Annotated in this window: 8 protein-coding genes and 2 pseudogenes; 2 read left to right on the forward strand and 8 right to left on the reverse strand. The window is 70.6% G+C overall.

Going from position 1 to position 16181, the window contains the following annotated elements:
• Positions 1–37: 37 nt before the first annotated feature.
• The 6 genes and pseudogenes from BN971_RS10555 to BN971_RS10580 all read right to left on the reverse strand — a co-directional run.
• Positions 38–739: pseudogene (locus BN971_RS10555) on the reverse strand (Crp/Fnr family transcriptional regulator); the annotation flags it as partial.
• Positions 740–749: 10 nt separating this feature from the next.
• Positions 750–1199 carry an FHA domain-containing protein gene (locus BN971_RS10560; protein WP_085183396.1) on the reverse strand — a complete coding sequence of 150 codons (450 nt, stop codon included), beginning with the start codon at positions 1197–1199 and terminating at the stop codon, positions 750–752.
• Between the two features lie 13 nt (positions 1200–1212).
• The gene (locus BN971_RS10565; protein WP_085183395.1) at positions 1213–1680 is read right to left on the reverse strand and encodes a hypothetical protein; all 468 of its coding nucleotides are present in this window, start codon (positions 1678–1680) and stop codon (positions 1213–1215) included.
• A 137-nt stretch (positions 1681–1817) separates the two neighbouring features.
• A complete protein-coding gene (locus BN971_RS10570) occupies positions 1818–2315 on the reverse strand; it encodes a hypothetical protein (protein WP_085183394.1) in 498 nt (165 codons plus the stop codon).
• A gap of 179 nt (positions 2316–2494) precedes the next feature.
• Positions 2495–5728 (reverse strand): arabinosyltransferase domain-containing protein, encoded by a 3234-nt coding sequence (locus tag BN971_RS10575; RefSeq protein ID WP_372511910.1) that lies wholly within the window; start codon positions 5726–5728, stop codon positions 2495–2497.
• Positions 5729–5733: 5 nt separating this feature from the next.
• Positions 5734–9030 carry an arabinosyltransferase domain-containing protein gene (locus BN971_RS10580; protein ID WP_085183392.1) on the reverse strand — a complete coding sequence of 1099 codons (3297 nt, stop codon included), beginning with the start codon at positions 9028–9030 and terminating at the stop codon, positions 5734–5736.
• 361 nt (positions 9031–9391) lie between these two features.
• Between BN971_RS10580 and BN971_RS10585 the strand changes: the two genes are divergently transcribed.
• Both BN971_RS10585 and BN971_RS10590 read left to right on the forward strand, forming a co-directional pair.
• Positions 9392–10531 (forward strand): BTAD domain-containing putative transcriptional regulator, encoded by a 1140-nt coding sequence (locus tag BN971_RS10585; RefSeq protein WP_085183391.1) that lies wholly within the window; start codon positions 9392–9394, stop codon positions 10529–10531.
• 170 nt (positions 10532–10701) lie between these two features.
• Positions 10702–10923, forward strand: a complete 222-nt coding sequence (locus BN971_RS10590) for a hypothetical protein (protein ID WP_085183390.1) — start codon at positions 10702–10704, stop codon at positions 10921–10923.
• Between the two features lie 29 nt (positions 10924–10952).
• Here the strand turns inward: BN971_RS10590 and BN971_RS10595 are convergent, their stop codons facing one another.
• Entirely contained in the window at positions 10953–14204 is a 3252-nt protein-coding gene (locus tag BN971_RS10595) for an arabinosyltransferase domain-containing protein (RefSeq protein WP_090350189.1), read from the reverse strand.
• 44 nt (positions 14205–14248) lie between these two features.
• Positions 14249–16181 (reverse strand): annotated as a pseudogene (locus tag BN971_RS10600) (galactan 5-O-arabinofuranosyltransferase).

Consider the following 16181-nt stretch of genomic DNA (forward strand, 5'->3'; position numbering starts at 1 on the left):
GCCGGCCGGTTTGAGCGTTGCGGGTGTTTCCGGCGGCCGCGCGGCGGGCCAGCGCGTCCGGTGCGACGATCAGCACCGCCTTGGCCTCGGGGACGATCCAGCCGCGGGCGGCGAAACCGCGCAGCGCCCGGTTGACCGAAGTCCGGTCGGCGCCGACGAGTTGGGCCATCTCGTCCTGGGTGAGGTCGTGCGCGACGCGGACCGCGCCGCCTTCGGGCGTGCCGAATCGCTCGGCCAGCGCCAGGAGCTGGCGGGCAACGCGTGCGGTCACGTCGCTCGACACCAGCTCGATCAGTTCGTCGTCGGTGGTGCGCAGCCGTCGGGAAAGGGCCTGCAGCAACTGCTCGGCGATCGCCGGCCACGCGGCCATCCATGCCCGCAGCGTCGCGCGGTCCAGCCAGACGGTTGCAACGTCGGTGATGGCCGCGGCGGTACAGGTCCGGGGGCCGGGATCGAAGACCGCCAACTCGCCGAAGACGTCGGTCGGGCCCATCAGCGCCCGCAGGTTCTCGCGGCCGCCGGGGCCGCGCAGGCTGATCTTGACCTTGCCCGCGACGATGATATAAACCCGGTCACCCGGGTCGCCCTCGTGAAAGATGATGTGCCCCGCGGGGAATGCGGCGCGATGCATCTGGTCGATCAGTGCCGCCGCGGCCTCTGGTTCGACGGACTCCAAAAGGCCGGCCCGGTCCAGGATCTGGTGGACGCCGAGCTGCTCGATGTCGGCGGTGGCGTTCATGGCGGGCTCCTCACTGGTGTGGGCGCGTCAGCGGCCCGGCGAGGAATACGAGGCGGAAATTGCCGATCTGGATCTCGTCGCCGTTGTTCAGCACCACCGAGTCGACGGCTTCGCGGTTGACGTAGGTCTGGTTCAGGCTGCCGAGGTCGACCACGCGGAAATCGCTTCCTTCCCTGCGGATTTCGGCGTGCCGACGGCTGACGGTGATGTCGTCGAGGAAGATCTCGCAGGCGGCATGCCGCCCCGCGGACATCACCGGCCGGTCCAGCCAGAACTGCGAGCCGGCGTTCGGGCCGCGCTTGACGACCAGGACGCCGGTCCCGCGCGACAACGTGGCCATGTCCTCGACGGCGGCCTCCGCGACGGCGGCCGAGGCGGCGAACTCGTCACGGGTGTCGGTCCGCACGGGCGCGCCGATGTCGGCGGTGCTGTCGTCGGGAGCGTAGGTCTGATCCGTCACGCCAGGGCTCCGATCACGCGGCCCGGGGCAGGTCCGGCGTCGCGCCGGCCGTGTGCGGTGCCGGCCGGTTCGCGGTCGGGCCCCAGCCGACGTAGGTCAGGTACACCCCGACCAGCGCGAGGACGGCGCAGAGCGAAATCCACCACCCTTGCGCACCGATCATGCTGTTGGCCACCGAGACGAACATCTGCGGAAACGTGAGCAGCAGCAGCCCGCGCAGCGTGATCAGCCAGCCGAGCACCGAGACCATGATTGCCGCGGCGCCGTGCCAGTATTGGTGGCCCGCGACGACGACGAGGCCGAATATCAGAATGAACGCGCCCGCCACCAACGTCCACAGGGAATTCGCCTCGAACTGCGAAAGCAGTGACTGCATTTCCGAGGCCCGCGCTATGACCACGATGTCGACAATGACGAGAAATGGACCCAGCACCCTGGAGAACATGCGCGTTACGGTCTGCGATTGCCCTGACGCGTCCATTGCCGTACCTCCATCTGACGCCGGTCGGAGTCGACCACATTTATCCGACCACTCGATGGGGGCGCCGAGATAGGGACGGAAGTCCCGTCCCGCCGGGGCGTTCGGCCCCGGCGGGTGTTTGCACAATGGCGCGCCGGCTACACCGGCGCCAGGAATTCCGAGGTGTAGAACTCACCCGGGTTCTGGGAGTGGGTGTTCGAGCGCTCCACGACCACCCATACACCCGTCGTCCCGGGGCGAACGGTGTCCTGCACCCTCGCCGCCCCGTTGCCGGCCCCGTCCGTGTCGAGGCCGGTGAACGCGGTCCCCGCATCCCCGGGACCGCAGCTCGACGTGGCGGCCCGCGGTTCCTCGATGAGGCCGACGTCGAAGTGCGTCCCGGATTCGGGTTCGTCGTAGAGGTGGACGTCCGCGACCACCCGGGACCCGGCCCGATGGATGAGGGCCGTGCCGTCGGCCAGGGCCGGAGCAGGGACCCAGGCCGCCGTCTGCACCAGGCTGAAGTCGCAGCGGCGCAACTTGTTGTCCAGCACCACGGTCGTGCCGCCCTCGGCGGCCGCCGCGAACGTCGTCACCGGAAGCATGACCGCGGCGATTGCCCCGGAGCAGGTCGCCGCGCGCGCCGTCGTGTGCATTGGGCCACTCCTCGACCTCGTTGTTACGCAGATCACAGCGGCACTAGGTATTGACCCGCGCGCACCCCCATAAACCTTTGTTCGGACAATTACTCGGTCGTCAATTTCGCCCGCCAATTAGACGGATGATCAATTGTCCGCGGCGAAAGCGACGCCGGGTAAACGGCGGGTGCCGGCGGCTAAGGCTTGATCCGAATTTCTCCCGGCGACCACAATCCGCTGCGCGTCGCCGTGCCGAGGTCGAGATCCGCGGGCCGCGCGTCGGCGACGGTGTCGAATTTGCGCAGCGAACCCCAGTCACGGCCCCAGTCACGGGACAGGTAGGTGGACATGACGTGGGCCCGCAGCAGCAGGTCGGTGATGCCCAGCAGGCCGCCGTTGACGCCGTCCTCCCAGGTGTCGGTGTCCTGCTTCTTCGCGTTGTAATCCGGCGTGATGCGGAACTTGGGGACCTCGGTGACCCCGTTGACGTGCAGCATCGGGTGCTGGCACGGGAACGCGAGCCCGACGGCCCAGTCCATCAGCACCGGCTGCGACGAGCCGATGTACTCCTGCACGGAGCGCAGTTCCGGCACCCGCGGCGGGGTCACCGCCACCCAGTCGTCCGGCGTCAGGGATAGGTCCTCGGCCACCACTCGCACCGCGACCGCGTCGGCGGGCATCTGCGCCCGGGCGAAGCGCAGGTTGCGCCAGGCCTTGGGCTGTTCGCCGTTGAGGTCGTACGGCACCAGCCGCCCGGCCGGCAGCACCTCACCACCCGGACCGGGCCTGCCGTATTCCAGCACCACGGTCTGCCCCGAGGTGTGTCCGTGCAGCACGCTGTTGCCCGCGATCGTGCCCGCGGCGGTCACCACCACCAGGGGATGCCCGTCGTCCGGCTTGGGCAGCTGGTACCACGCCGACGTCAGCCGGCTCTGCTGCTGCGGACCGCTGGTGTAGGTGCCGGCCAGCGGGACCCGGGCGGGGTCCAGGCCGTAGGGCAGCCGCACCAGCGAACCGTTGATCCCCGGCGTCGTCAGCTTTCTCGGCGCGTACCAGTCGTAGTCCGTGCCGGGCTGAGGCACCAGCGTCTCCTGCACGGCCTCGGCCACGGTCCGTTCCGGCACGCCGTTGGGGCTGAAACCGGTCGGGTTGACGCCGCCGAGGGGGCCCAGGGGGCCCCAGGGGCCCGAGTCGCCGGGCAGCGGCGTCATGAAGCCGGCGTTGCTGTCCGGCTCGACCAGCACGTCGTCGGCCAGCGCGCAGCCCCCGGAGAATTCGCGAAGGTTGGCCCAGCCGTTGGAGTAGGTCGGGTACTGGCGCACGATCCCGGCGACCATCGACGCGATGAAGACCAGGGCCATGAATCCGGCGGCCAGCGGGATGGGCGCGGCCGTCACCGCCCGCGCCAGCCGGCCCTCGCCGCGGTCGCGGGGCGCGAAATGCAGCCAGATCGCCCATAGCGCGGCGATCGCGAACAGCACGAAAAACATTGTGCTGACGCTGATTCCGCCGATCCGCGGCATGACGTTGTTGAACGGCACGCCGTAACTGGAGACGTACCACCAGCCGTTGGTGGTGGCGAAGCACAGGGCCAGCAGGAACAGCACGGCCGCCACGAAGGCCATCCGGTTGCGCGACCAGCGCAGCACCTCATGCGACACCAGCACCGTGGTCAGCGCCGCCATCGCCCCGCCCACCGCGGCGAACAACCCGAAGTGGTGCACCCACTTCGTCGGCGTGAACATCAGGAAGAACATGGTCCCGAAGATCACGCCCATCAGCCGCCACGCCGGCCCGCGGGCCACCCCGGGAATCCGCTTGCGCCGCAACATGATGAACACCGAGGTGAACAGGCACAGGGCGGTCATGAGGAAGCCGAATCTGCGCGACAGCGACCCGTCGACGGTCGGCAGGATGAGGTAGTAGTAGCGCAGGTTCTCGGTGTACCAAGCCTGGCTGGGGCCGATGGCGGTGCGAATCCTGGTGGCTTCCAACACCGTTGCCAACGTCTGGTCGGCGAAGACGACGGTCAGGATGACCGTGCCGGCCGCCAGCATCGGCGCCACCAGCGGCCAGGTGCCGACGACGCGGTGCCGGTGCACGAAGATCCGCAGGATCGGTCGGCCACCGGCCACCAGGGCGGCCACCGCGATCAGCCCGGTGGGTTGCACGCCGAGCGTGAACGCCGCGGTGACGACCGCCAGCGCCGCGGGCGTGAGCCGGGAGGCGCACATGGAACGCTCGATCAGCACGTAGGTGATCAGCGAGCCGAGCGCGATGATCGGCTCGGGGCGCAGGCCGTTGTTGAACGGCATCCACGCCGTCAGCAGCACCAGGCCGGCGGCCCAGTTGGCGGCCGTGCTGCGCGTGACCGCCGGCCCCAACCGGGGCAACACCTCACGGGAGAGCAGCAGCCAGCAGACCAGCCCGGCGACCAGGTCGGGCAGCCGCATCCACAGGCTGCCGTCGCTGACGTGGGTCATCAGCGCCAGCAGGTTGTAGTACCAGCCGAACGGGTCCTCCGGGCTGCCGAACCAGCGGAAGTAGTTGGACATGTATCCGGCGTGGTCGGCGACCCGGGCCATGCCCAGGATGTAGCCGTCGTCGGAGGAGTTCGCGCCGATCAGATGCCAGAGTAGGAAGGCGAAAATCACGGTGGCGTCGATCAGCGTGAACGTGCGCCAGCGCGTCGGGATCAGCCGGTGCATGCGGCGGCCGTCCAACTGGTCCAGGCGCCACAGCGCGACCAGCGCGACGACCGTGGACACGATCGCCAGCACCATCGCCGTCAGCTTCAGCGTCGTGGGGGTGGTGGAGAACCGGGTGTCGATCGTCGCCGAGAACCGCAGACCAGGGGGGGCGGGACCGGTCAGGTCGGTGAAAACCCCGACGATCTGCGGCCGCAGGTTGGGGTCGGGGAAGCCGCCGCGCACCGGCCTGCCCGCGGGGTCGTTGAGTCCGACGAAGGTGGCGAAGGTGCCGGCGGCCGTGGAGGTGATCTCTATCCGCTGGCACTTCGACGACGCGACCTGGTCGCGCGGCACGCTGGCGATCACCACGTTGCGGTCGGTCACGTCGACGCGCTGGCTGCTAGCGACGACGAACAGCGCATTGAGGGCGGCGTCCTTGCCCTTCTTGGGCGCCGTGCTCAGAATCACCCCGCCATCGGGCGGCAGGTCGCGCGCCACCGAACACGGCACCGTCGCCGTCGCGTCCACCGGCGTCAGCGAAATAAGCGGCGCCGTAACGCTATTCAGCTGGCCGTTCTGGGGCCAGTTCAGCATGGCGGTGGTCTGCACGACCGGCAGCAGCGGCGTCGCGACCGACAGCACGAAGCCGACCAGCCCGGCGACCGTCGCGACCCAGCGCGTCAGGCGCACGTTGCTTCCGGTGTCGCGCCGGGCGCCGACCGATTCGCGTTCGGGGTTGATGACGCTCACGGGAGGGCCCGAATCGGTCCTTGCCGGCTCCAGCCGCGCACGGTCATCACTCCCTGGTCGACGATGGCGTTCGGTGCCTGATCCGCCGGCACGAAACGGTGGTACTGCTCGATGGAACCCCAGTCGCGGTACCAGTCGCCACGCAGGTACGTCGACATCGTCGAGGTGTACAGCATCGCCTGGGTGAACAGGAACGGACCGCCGGCCTCGCTGGCCTGCCATCCGTTCGACGACGCCGCCGTCTGCTTGTGCTCGGGCAGGATGCGGTATTGCGGAAGTTCGGCCACGCCAAGGTGTTCGGAGAACGGCCGCTGGCACGGGAAGTTCGCGGCGGTCGCGATGTCCATCAGCACGGGCGTCTGCGACCCGATCAGTTGCTGCAGGGTCTGCAGCACCGGGACGCGCGGCGGGGTGAACGCGAACCACTGCTCGGAGCTGAGGTTCGGGTCGTAGGCGACGATGCGCGCCACGTTGGCCTCCGGCGGCGCCCAGGCCAGCGGGAACCGCAGGTTGCGCCACGCCGGCGGCGGCCCGATGTCGATCGGCTGCACCTCACCGAGCGGCTGGGTGGTGCCGTCGGGACTCGCCAAGTCGCGGTGGCCCCACTGCAGTTTCAGCGACTGCCCATAGGTGAAGGTGCCGTCCTCCTTATAGGACCAGATGGCCCCGGCGGCGGCGACCACCACCAGCGGCCGGTCGGGCCCGCGGGGCGGCAACTGGTACCAGGCCGACGTCGCGGTGGCGGCCAGCGAGTTCTCGCCGTAGCTGCCCATCACCGGTGTCCTGGCCGGGTCGAGCCCGAACGGCAGCGCGGCGTGCGACCCGTTCACGCCCACGGGGCCCCTCCCGCCGGCGGTGCCCGCGGAGTCGCTCATCGTCGCGTTCGGCTTGTTGGGCGACGCGTCGGAGTTCACCACCCCGGGCTTGGTCACCACCGGGTAGGACTTGAGGTCGTCGCCCACCCCGTCGGGCGTGAAGCCGACGGGGTTGACGCCGCCCAGCGGGCCGGCGGGCCCGAACTGCTGGCCCGTAATGGGTTGCAGCATGCCCGCATTCGGGTCCGGCTCGACCAGCACGTCGTCGCCCATCGCGCAGCTGGTGGGCGACAGGCCGGATTCGAGTGCCGCCAGGTTGGCCTTGCCGGTGGTGTAGAGCGGGTAGCGGAAGACGGCGCCCTTGGTCAGCGACGCGACCTCGCCCAGGACCATGATCGTCGCGACCACCAGCAGCGGTGTGGAGGCCAGCACCCGGTTGCGCCGGCTGTCCTTGACCTCGGTGTGGCCGGCGTAGTCCAGGCGGAAGTGGTACCAGCCGGCCAGCAGGCCGGCGAGGATCGACAGCGCCAGGAACATCGTGCTCACCGGTCGGTGCCCGACGACCGGCGGGATGTCGTACCAGGGGACGCCGTAGTTGTTGACGTCGAACCAGCCGTTGACGCCTGAGGTCGCCACCGCCAGGACGAACAGCAGCGCGGTGACGTACAGCGTCAGGTTGCGCCGGCTGTGCAGGCCGATGCGGGCGAAGGTGAACGCGGTGACCGCGCCCAGCGCGCCGGCCAGCCCGGCGAACGCGCCGAACTGCACGGCCCACTTGGTCGGCGTGAACGTCAGCAGCAGCAGGCCCAGCGCGGTGGTGCCGATCAGCCGCCAGGCCGGGCCGCTGGCCAGGCCCGCGACCCGCCCGCGGCGCAGCAGCACGAACAGCACCCCGAACATGGACAGCAGCATCACCAGCACGGCGAACCGCCGCGACATCGACCCCTCGGCGTTGCTCTCCACGGTCAGGAAGTAGTAGCGCAGCCAGTCCTGGTACCAGGCGATCGTCGGGCCGACCTTGTACTTGATGCGCGCCGACTCGGCGACCGTGGCCAGCGTCTGGCTGCGGAAGGCCACCACGGTGATCACCGACAGCGACGCCGCCAGCACCGCGAGCGGGGCCAGTAGCCCGTCGCTGGCGCGGCGCCGGCGGATGGTCTGGGCGATCGCCCGGGCGCCGGTCAGCAGGGCGGCGACGGCGATCAGCCCCTGCGGCGCCAGCGTCGCGGTCAGCATCGCCACCACGATCGCGACCGCGGCGGGTGCCAGCCGCCCCAGCGCGATCGAGCGTTCGACCAGCATCCAGGTGAGCAGCACGCCGAGCGCGATCAGCGGCTCGGGCCGCAGGCCGTTGTTGAACGGCAGCCACGCGGCCAGGAAGACCGCCCCCGCGGTCAGCACCGCGACGCGGTTCTCGCCGAGGCCGCCCCGTCCCGGGCCCAGCCGGCGCAGCGCCCAGCGGCCGATGATCAGCCAGCACCCGATTCCGGCCAGGGTGGCCGGCAGCCGCATCCAGACGCCGGCGGTGCTGACCGCCGCCAGCTTGGCCAGCACGGCCAGATACCAGTCGAACGGCGCGTCGGTGGTCCCGAAGTAGCGGTAGTAGTCGACGACGTAGCCGGCCTGCGGCGAGACCCGGGCGATGGTGAGGTTGTAGCCGTCGTCCGACGAGGTGGCGCCGATGACGTGCCAGAACAGCAGGGTGGCGATCACCCCGACGTCGGTCACCCACGTCGCGACGCCGACGCGCCTGAGCCAGGTCCAGCGCGGCCGCCAATCGAGGAGCCTCGCGCCGCGGCTGAGCCGGTCGAGGACCGCCAGCGCGAGGATCGCCACGGCGACGGCCAGCGCGCCCCCGACCAGCGCGAGCTTCTTGATGGCCGTGGGCGCGGTGATGAACCGGGTGTCGATGTCGATTCGGGCCGACAAGCCGGGCTGGGCCGGCACCTTCAGGTCCGTGTAGATGCCGCCGACCTGGGGTTTCTTCTCCGCCGAGAGCATCCCGGCGGCACCCGGTATGCCCACGAAGTCCGCGCCGGCCCCGCCGGCGTCCGCCCAGGTGTGCAGGACGCTGCAGGCGCCGGCCGCCACGGCCGAGCGCTGCGCCACCGCGGCGACGGTGTCGCGGAAGGCGACGACGACGACGTCCTTGTCGGCCCGCACGAACAGACCGTTCTTCCCGGTGTCCACCCCGCCGGCCGGCAGGGTCGAGACGACCAGTCCGCCCTCGGGCGGGAGGGTGGCGATCGCCGGGCACGGGATGGAGATGTCGAGCGCGCGCGGCGCCCCGCTGACGAGCGGTGCGGTGATCTGGGTGACGTGACCGTCCGCGGCGCCCTGCGGCCAGAGCACGGTCGCCGTGGTCTGCCGCACCGGCAGCAGCGGGACGATCAGGCACAGCAGCAGACCCAGGAGCCCCGCGGCGATCGCGACGAGCCTCGCGGTCCGCTGCGATCGCTCACTTCGGTCGTGGGGCACGAGGCTCGATCGTAAGCGAAGCGGCTGGGTGCGTTGAGGACGCCGGGCCGCAGTGGCCGTGAGCAGCACAAAAACCCGTGTCCCGGGCCGACGTTGCGCGCTTAGGTGGTCAGTCGGTGCGCCAGGGTGGCCGGGCGTCCAGTCGAGGTACTCGGCACCGGCGGGCTGCTCGAGCTCGTGACGCTCAATAAGCGAAGCGGCTGAGTGCGTTGAGGGCGCCGCGCCGCTGTCGCTGACCACGCGAATCTGTGAACCGCCGCGCCCTTGGACCCGAGTTAGTCGTCCGCCGCGGCACTTGCGTTCAGAATTGGACTGTTGGGCCGCAGGGACGGCCACGACATTACTGGAGGCTGGCGGCGCGATGACGGATGCAGGTCTGGGGTTCGACGTCTTGGGCCCGTTGACGATGACGGCTCATGGCGCCCGCCTGTCGGTGGGCGCGCCCAAGCAGCGCGCGGTGCTGGCCATGCTGCTGATCAACCGCAACCGCCCGGTGTCCGTCGAGTCGTTGATCAGTGGGGTGTGGGGTGAGGATCCGGTGCCGGCCGCGCGCACGAGCATCCAGGCCTACGTGTCGAATCTGCGTCGACTGTTGCGCTCCGCCGGCGTCGACCCGGTGCGCGTACTGCCGAGCGAACGGCCGGGATATCAGATCTGCGTCGCCGACGCCGAATGCGACGTGGGGCGGTTCTTCGCGGCGAAGGCCGCGGGGACCAAGGCGGCCGCCGCGGGGCGGTTCGAGGAGGCCTGCGGCCATTTCTCGGCGGCGCTGGAGCAGTGGAGGGGCCCCGTGCTGGACGACCTGCGCGACTTCTCCTTCGTCGCCGCCTACGCCACGACCATGATGGAGGAGAAGGTGGCGGCCCAACTCGCCCGCGCTGAAGCCGAGATCGCTTGCGGGCGAGCTGCTTCCGTCATCGGCGAGCTCGAGGCGCTGGCCGGTGAACATCACTACCGCGAACCGGTATGGGCGCAGCTGATCACCGCCTACTACGTCACCGAGCGCCAGTCCGACGCGCTGCGCGCCTACCGGCGACTCAAAACGGCCCTGGCCGAGGGGCTGGGGATCGACCCCGGCCCCACCGTTAAAGCGCTGCACGAACGCATCCTGCGCCAAGAGCCGTTGGGCACCAAGCTCGACGTCCCCACCACCCGCAAGCGCGGCGCCTACCGGCAGAAGGACACGGCCTCAGAAGGCCTGCCCGTGGAGCGGGCTGTGGCGCGGCTGCGCGACAAGACCGGACGGCAGCACCGGCTGAGCGGCGCCACGGTCCGGATCGGCCGCTTCACCGACAACGACATCGTTCTCGACGACACCGAAGTCAGCCGCCACCATGCCGTCATCGCCGACACCGGAACGGGTTTCGTCATCACCGACTTGCGGTCGACCAACGGCGTGGAGGTGCGGGGGCGGCGCATCCACGGCAGCGCCACCCTCGCCGACGGCGACCGCGTCCGGATCGGCAACCAGGAGTTCACCTTCGAAATCCGTTCCGGCTGATGCTGCTTGGCCGTTAGACGGCGTGCGAGGTCCCATGCGGTTCAATGAGCGCGAGCAACGGGCTGACCAGTGGCGCAAGGATTTCGCAAGGATTTCACAAGGGCCCGGCAAGCGGTCGGCGTCAGAATTCGGCTGTCGGTAACACCCAGACCCAGAAGGGAACACGAACGATGAACGAAGAACCGAAGAAGGCGTCCAAGCTGAGGATCGCGGCCGGTGTCATGCTGGGCACCGTCGGTCTGTCGCTTGCCGGATCGCTGATGCCGGCCGTCGCATCCGCCGACCCGTGGGTTCCGCGCACCGGGCCTTTGCACCCGGTGCGTCATTACGCCGCTGACATTCTCCACCCGGGGTGGGCGCTGACGCATCCGCTGCGCGCCCTGGTTCCCTAGGCCCAGCACGGCAATCCGCCGTGCTCGCCCTAGGTCTTGCGCAGCGGCGCCGGGCTCCACAGGCCGCTCCGCGTCGCGGTGCCCAGTTGCAGTTGCGCGGGTTGGGCGTTGGGGTAGTAGGGCGTCAACCGCTGCAGGCCACCCCAGTCGCGGGACCAGTCGTCCTTCAGATAGGTGGCGACGGTGGTCGCGCGCACCAGCAGCTCGGTGACGCCCAGCGGGCCGCCGCCGTTGTTGTCCATCACCGGTGAGTTGGCCTCGGCGCCGAACCGGTCCGGCAGGATGCGCCACTTCGGCGTTTCGAAGACGCCGTTCTGGTGGCCGAACGGCCGCTGGCAGGGGAACGCCAGCCCGACCAGCCAGTCCAGGAACACCGGGTCCGACGAGCCCACCACGTCCTGCAGGGTGCGCAATCGCGGGATCCGCGGCGGCGTCAGGGCGATCCAGTGCTGCGGCGCCAGGTCTTCGTCGTCGGCGACGAGCCGGACCTGGGTGGCGTCGACGGGTATGGCGCTCAGCGGCAGGCGCAGGTTGCGCCAGGCCGGGGAGGCCCCTACGTCGGCGAACTGGAACGAGCCGCCGGGGTGTCCGCTCGCCGCCTGGGCGTCGGTGGCCCACTGCAGCTGGACCTCGCGGGGGTCGAAGCGACCGGCGGCGCTCACGACCAGCAGCGGGCCGGCCTGGTCGCGGGCCGGCAGTCGATACCAGCCCGAGCGCAGCCGGGCCGGCACCTGAATGCCGGACTGCCAGCTGCCCAGCACCGGCGTGCGGGCCGGATCCAGGTTGTAGGGCAGCTGGGCCCTCGAGCCGTTGATCCCCGGTGCGGGATTCGTGCCGCCCTCGGTGCCCGCCTCGCTGTTCTTGACCAGCCCGTCGTCGTTGACGAAGCTGCGGTCGCCCGGGCGTTCCATCACCGGGTCGGCGCGGACGTCGGCGGGAATCCCGTTGGGCGTGAACGCTTCCGAGAGGCCGGCGCCCAGCGCTTCTGCGACCGAAGGGCCCGCCGGCCCGGCGACGGGGGCCAGCATGCCGGCGTTGGGGTCCTGCTCGACCAGCACGTCCTCGGCCAGCCCGCAGGTCTTTCCCGTCAGCGCCTGCAGGTTGGACCGGCCCACCGACCATGCGGGGTACTGGTCGATCATCGCCAGCGTCAGCGACAGCACCTCGAAAACCACCAGCAGCCACGCCGCAATCGCCAACGGCGACTGGACGATTCGTGCCAGCCGGGCGCCGTACCTGGTGGTGGGGGGCCCATTATCGGTGGCGACGAAGTGGAACCACGCCGCCAGCAGCAGCGTCAGGACCGTCAACCCGAGCAGCATCGTGGCAAATCCGTAGTGCCACTGCGGGAACGCGTTCGACCACGGCACGCCGAAGCTGGAGACGTACCACCAGCCGTTCACGCTGGCGAACGACAACGCCATCAGGAACAGCACGACGGCGGCGAACACCGTGCGGTTGCGGCGCGAGCGCATGGCCCGGGCCGTGACCGCGACGGCGGCCAGCGCGCCCAGCGACCCGGCCAGCCCGGCGAACACCCCGAAGTGGTGGGTCCACTTGGTGGGGGTGAACATCATGGCCAGGAACGAGATGATCGTGATGCCGACGATGCGGCGGCTCGGCCCGATCGCCGTGCCGGGAATCCGCCCCTTGCGCAACGACATCGCCACCGATATGCCGAGCGCGATCAGCAGCCCCAGGACCGCGAAGCGGCGGGCGACCGAGCCGTCGGGGCTGGCCATGAACAGCCGCTCGTAGCGGAGGTGCTCGTCGAACCAGCTCAGGCTGGGCCCGACGGCCCGCTTGAGGGCGGTCGCCTGCAACTCGCCGGCCAGCGTCTGGTCGCGGAAGATGAGGATCACCGTGACGGTGGCCGCGGCGGCGATGGGCGCCAGCAGCGGCAGCGCGCCGAACTGCTTGATCCTGCGGTGCAGGATGGTCCGCAGCGGCCCGATCGCGACCAGCAGCGCGCCGATCGAGGCGATGCCCGTCGGCCCGGAGAACAGCGTCAGCGCGCCGACGATGCAGGCGATCGCCACCGGGAGCAGCCTGCTGGTGGCCACCGCGCGTTCGACCGAACACCAGGTCAGCAGGATGCCGAGGGCGATGATCGGCTCGGGCCGCAGGCCGTTGTCCAGCGGCAGCCAGACCGCCAGGAACATGCCCGCCGCGGTCCACGCCGCCGCCCGGCTGCTCTTGACGGCGTGGCCCAGGCGGGGGATCACCTCGCGGCTGATCAGCCACCAGCACGTCAGCGCCATGACGAGGGTGGGCAGGCGCATCCAGATGCTCGCGGTGGTGACGTGCGCCCACACCGCGAGCAGGTCGTAGTACCAGCCGAAGGGCGCCTCCGGCGTGCCGAACCAGCGGTAGTAGTTGGCCATGTAGCCGGCGTGCTCCGAAACCCGCGCCATGGTCAGGATGTAGCCGTCGTCGGAGGTGTTGGCGCCGACGAAGTGCCACCACACCAGCACGGCGATCACCAGGGCGTCCAGGGGGCCGAGGGACCACCACCGCTGGGGCAGGAAGCGGCGGTGCCGGATCCCGTCGGCCCGGTCGAGGACGTGCAGCGCGACCAGCGCGACCGCGGTCAGCACCACCCCGAGGATCATCGCGGCCATCTTCAGCGCGGTCGGGCTGCTGCTGTACCGGGTGTCGACGGTCGCCGAGAAGCTCAGGCCCGGGGGCGCCGGCCCGCTGAGGTCGGTGAACACGCCCACGATCTGCGGCCGGAAGTCGTAGCCGCTCTTCTCGCCGCGCAGCGGGGAGCCGGGGTGTTCGGCGTTGGGGCCCTGGGTCAGCCCGACGAACTCGGCGGTCACCCGGTCGGCGTGCGCGGTGAACGTCAGGCGCTGGCAGGCCGGGCCGAGCACCTGCGTCAGCGGCGCGGTGACCACCGGCACGTTACGGACCACGAGCACCAGGTCGTCGTTGGCGCGCTGGATCAACAGGCCGCGGTCGACCGCCTTGGGCGCCTGCTTGGGCACCGTCGACAGCAGCACCGTCTTGCCGGAGTTCTGCGGCCCGGTCAGCCCGGCGGCCGCCTGGCAGGGCACGGAGACGTTCAGGTCCGTCGCCACGTAGCCGATCAGCGGGGCTTCGACGCTGCCGAACTTCCCGTTCTGCGGCCAGTCGAGCCGGGCGGTGGTCTGGTTGACCGGCAGCAGCGGGGTCGCGATCGCCAGCGCCACCCCGAGGAGACCGGCGATGGCGGCAACCAGCCGAGCGATCCGGTAATTGCCCTCCGCGTCGCCCACGGAGCTAGATGCTAGTTCTTCGATCGCGGCGGGCCCCGTTCGAGGCGACGTCTCGGCCCTCACCCGGGTCAGGCCCCGGGCTTGCGGATGGCCAGCACAAACGGGCCGACGCCGTGCACGACGAAGCGGGGGTCGGCGAACAGGGCGGCCCGCAGATCGACCGTGTACCGCCGCACGTTGGGCTGGTTGGGATAGACGTCCTCGGCCAGCCGCAGGGTGTAGGTGTTGTTGGCTCCCCGGCGCATCAGGAACACCGTGGGGGGCGGCCAGGGGCAGGTGTCCAGCGCGTGGATCAACTCGTCGGCGGTCTTGAGCCGGGACCACTTCTCGATCTGGGCCGCGCGGAGGTCGAACTGCGCGAGCGGGTTGGCGTAGTGCGAGGTCAGGCCCTGAAAACCCCAATACGGGTAGTAGGACAGGAAGCTGTAGTCGGCGGTCATCACCACGGTCTGGTCCCGCGGCCTGCCCGTGGTGTGCACGATCGCGTCGTCGATCACCGGGTAGAACTTCTCCGAACCCGGTGGCCGCCGGTCGCCGCGCTGGCCGTGGCCGTCGGTGTCGGTGTAGGCGATGGTCAGGTCGGGCCGCAGCACGTCGGGGATGTCCTGGCTGAACGCGATCGCGGCGGCAAGGCCGATCGCGGCGGCCACCGGGGCGACGGCGCGGCTGCGCTGACCGAGCGCCCGGGTGACCTCCACGAAGCCGAACGCCCCCGCGGCGACCAGCAGCACGGTCAGCGTGGGCTGCAGCCGGAACGACAGCAGCGTCGTGCGCGCCAGCGTGGTCAGCATCGACAGCAGCGACCACAGGTACACCGCCAGCACGCCGATGGCCAGGGCGCCCGCCCGTACCGAAGTGTGCGCGCGCACCACCAGCCACAGCGCGCCCAGCAGGCAGACCGCCCCCAGCAGCGAGAACTGCAGCATCGGGAAGGTCAGTTCGGCGCCGTCGGCCGGCAGGTAGTGAAAGGGGCTGCCGCTGTTGCTGATCGGGCTGCGGGCCGCGCGCAGCGCGAACGGCAGCCAGGTGGTGCACGCGATGGCCGCCGCGATGGCGGCGATGACGGCCAGCCGGCGCACCGGGTCGAGCGAGCCCGTCGCGCCGCCACCGCGACCCGGCCAGCAGCAGCGTCATCAGCAGCACGGTGAACGCGCTGAAGGCCACCAGCAGCGTGTACCAGGTGGCCGCCCAGCCGAGGAACAGCCCGGCGCCGACGACGGCGGCCCACCCGCGTCCCGGCCGCTCGTCCTCTCCTTCGCCGAGTGCCCGGCTTGCCGCACTTTCGAGCTCGGACGCCCGGCCAGCCGGGCGGTCGCCGGCCCGCAGGCCCGACCAGGTCAGGACCAGCATCGGGGGCAGCAGCACCGTGATCATCGCCGAATAGGGCTCCGGGGAACCGTAGGCCAGCGTCGCCGCCGTGGTGACGGTGGTCACGATCAGCGCGTGTTCGAAGCGGATCATCCGCGACCACAGGACCAGCGCGACCGCCGCCGCGAGGGCGATCGAGGTGATGGCCCATGGCTTGTAGACCTCCCAGGCCGGCGTTCCGGTCAGCGCGGCGACGCGCCCGCCGATCCAGAACCAGCCGGGCGGGTAGAAGGTCGGCAGCCCGAGGTAGGTCATGTCGTGCAGCGCGGGGCTGTCCGCCAGCCGGGTGAGGTATTCGGTGCGGAACTGCTGGTCGACGGAGACGCCGAACAGGTAAAGCCTGGTCGCCCCCAGCGGCATGCCCAGCGTGACGACCGTGAACGCCGCGACGAACGCCGCCCCGCCCAGCTGCGCCAGCCGCGGGAACCGCCCGCGCCGCCACACCCAGCCGACGGCGACCAGCCCGGCCAGGCAGCCGACCTGCCCCACGGTGGTCAGCGCGTGCAGTTGATTCGACGACGGGAACGCGGGCCACTGCACGCCCGCGATGGCGGTCAGCGACACCACCGACACGACCACCGCCACGGTGACCGCCACCACCAGCTGGCCGAGGACGGCCAGTGCGTTGCGCAT

Origin of the sequence: Mycobacterium bohemicum DSM 44277, from assembly GCF_001053185.1 — a bacterium.
GTDB classification, from domain to species: domain Bacteria; phylum Actinomycetota; class Actinomycetes; order Mycobacteriales; family Mycobacteriaceae; genus Mycobacterium; species Mycobacterium bohemicum.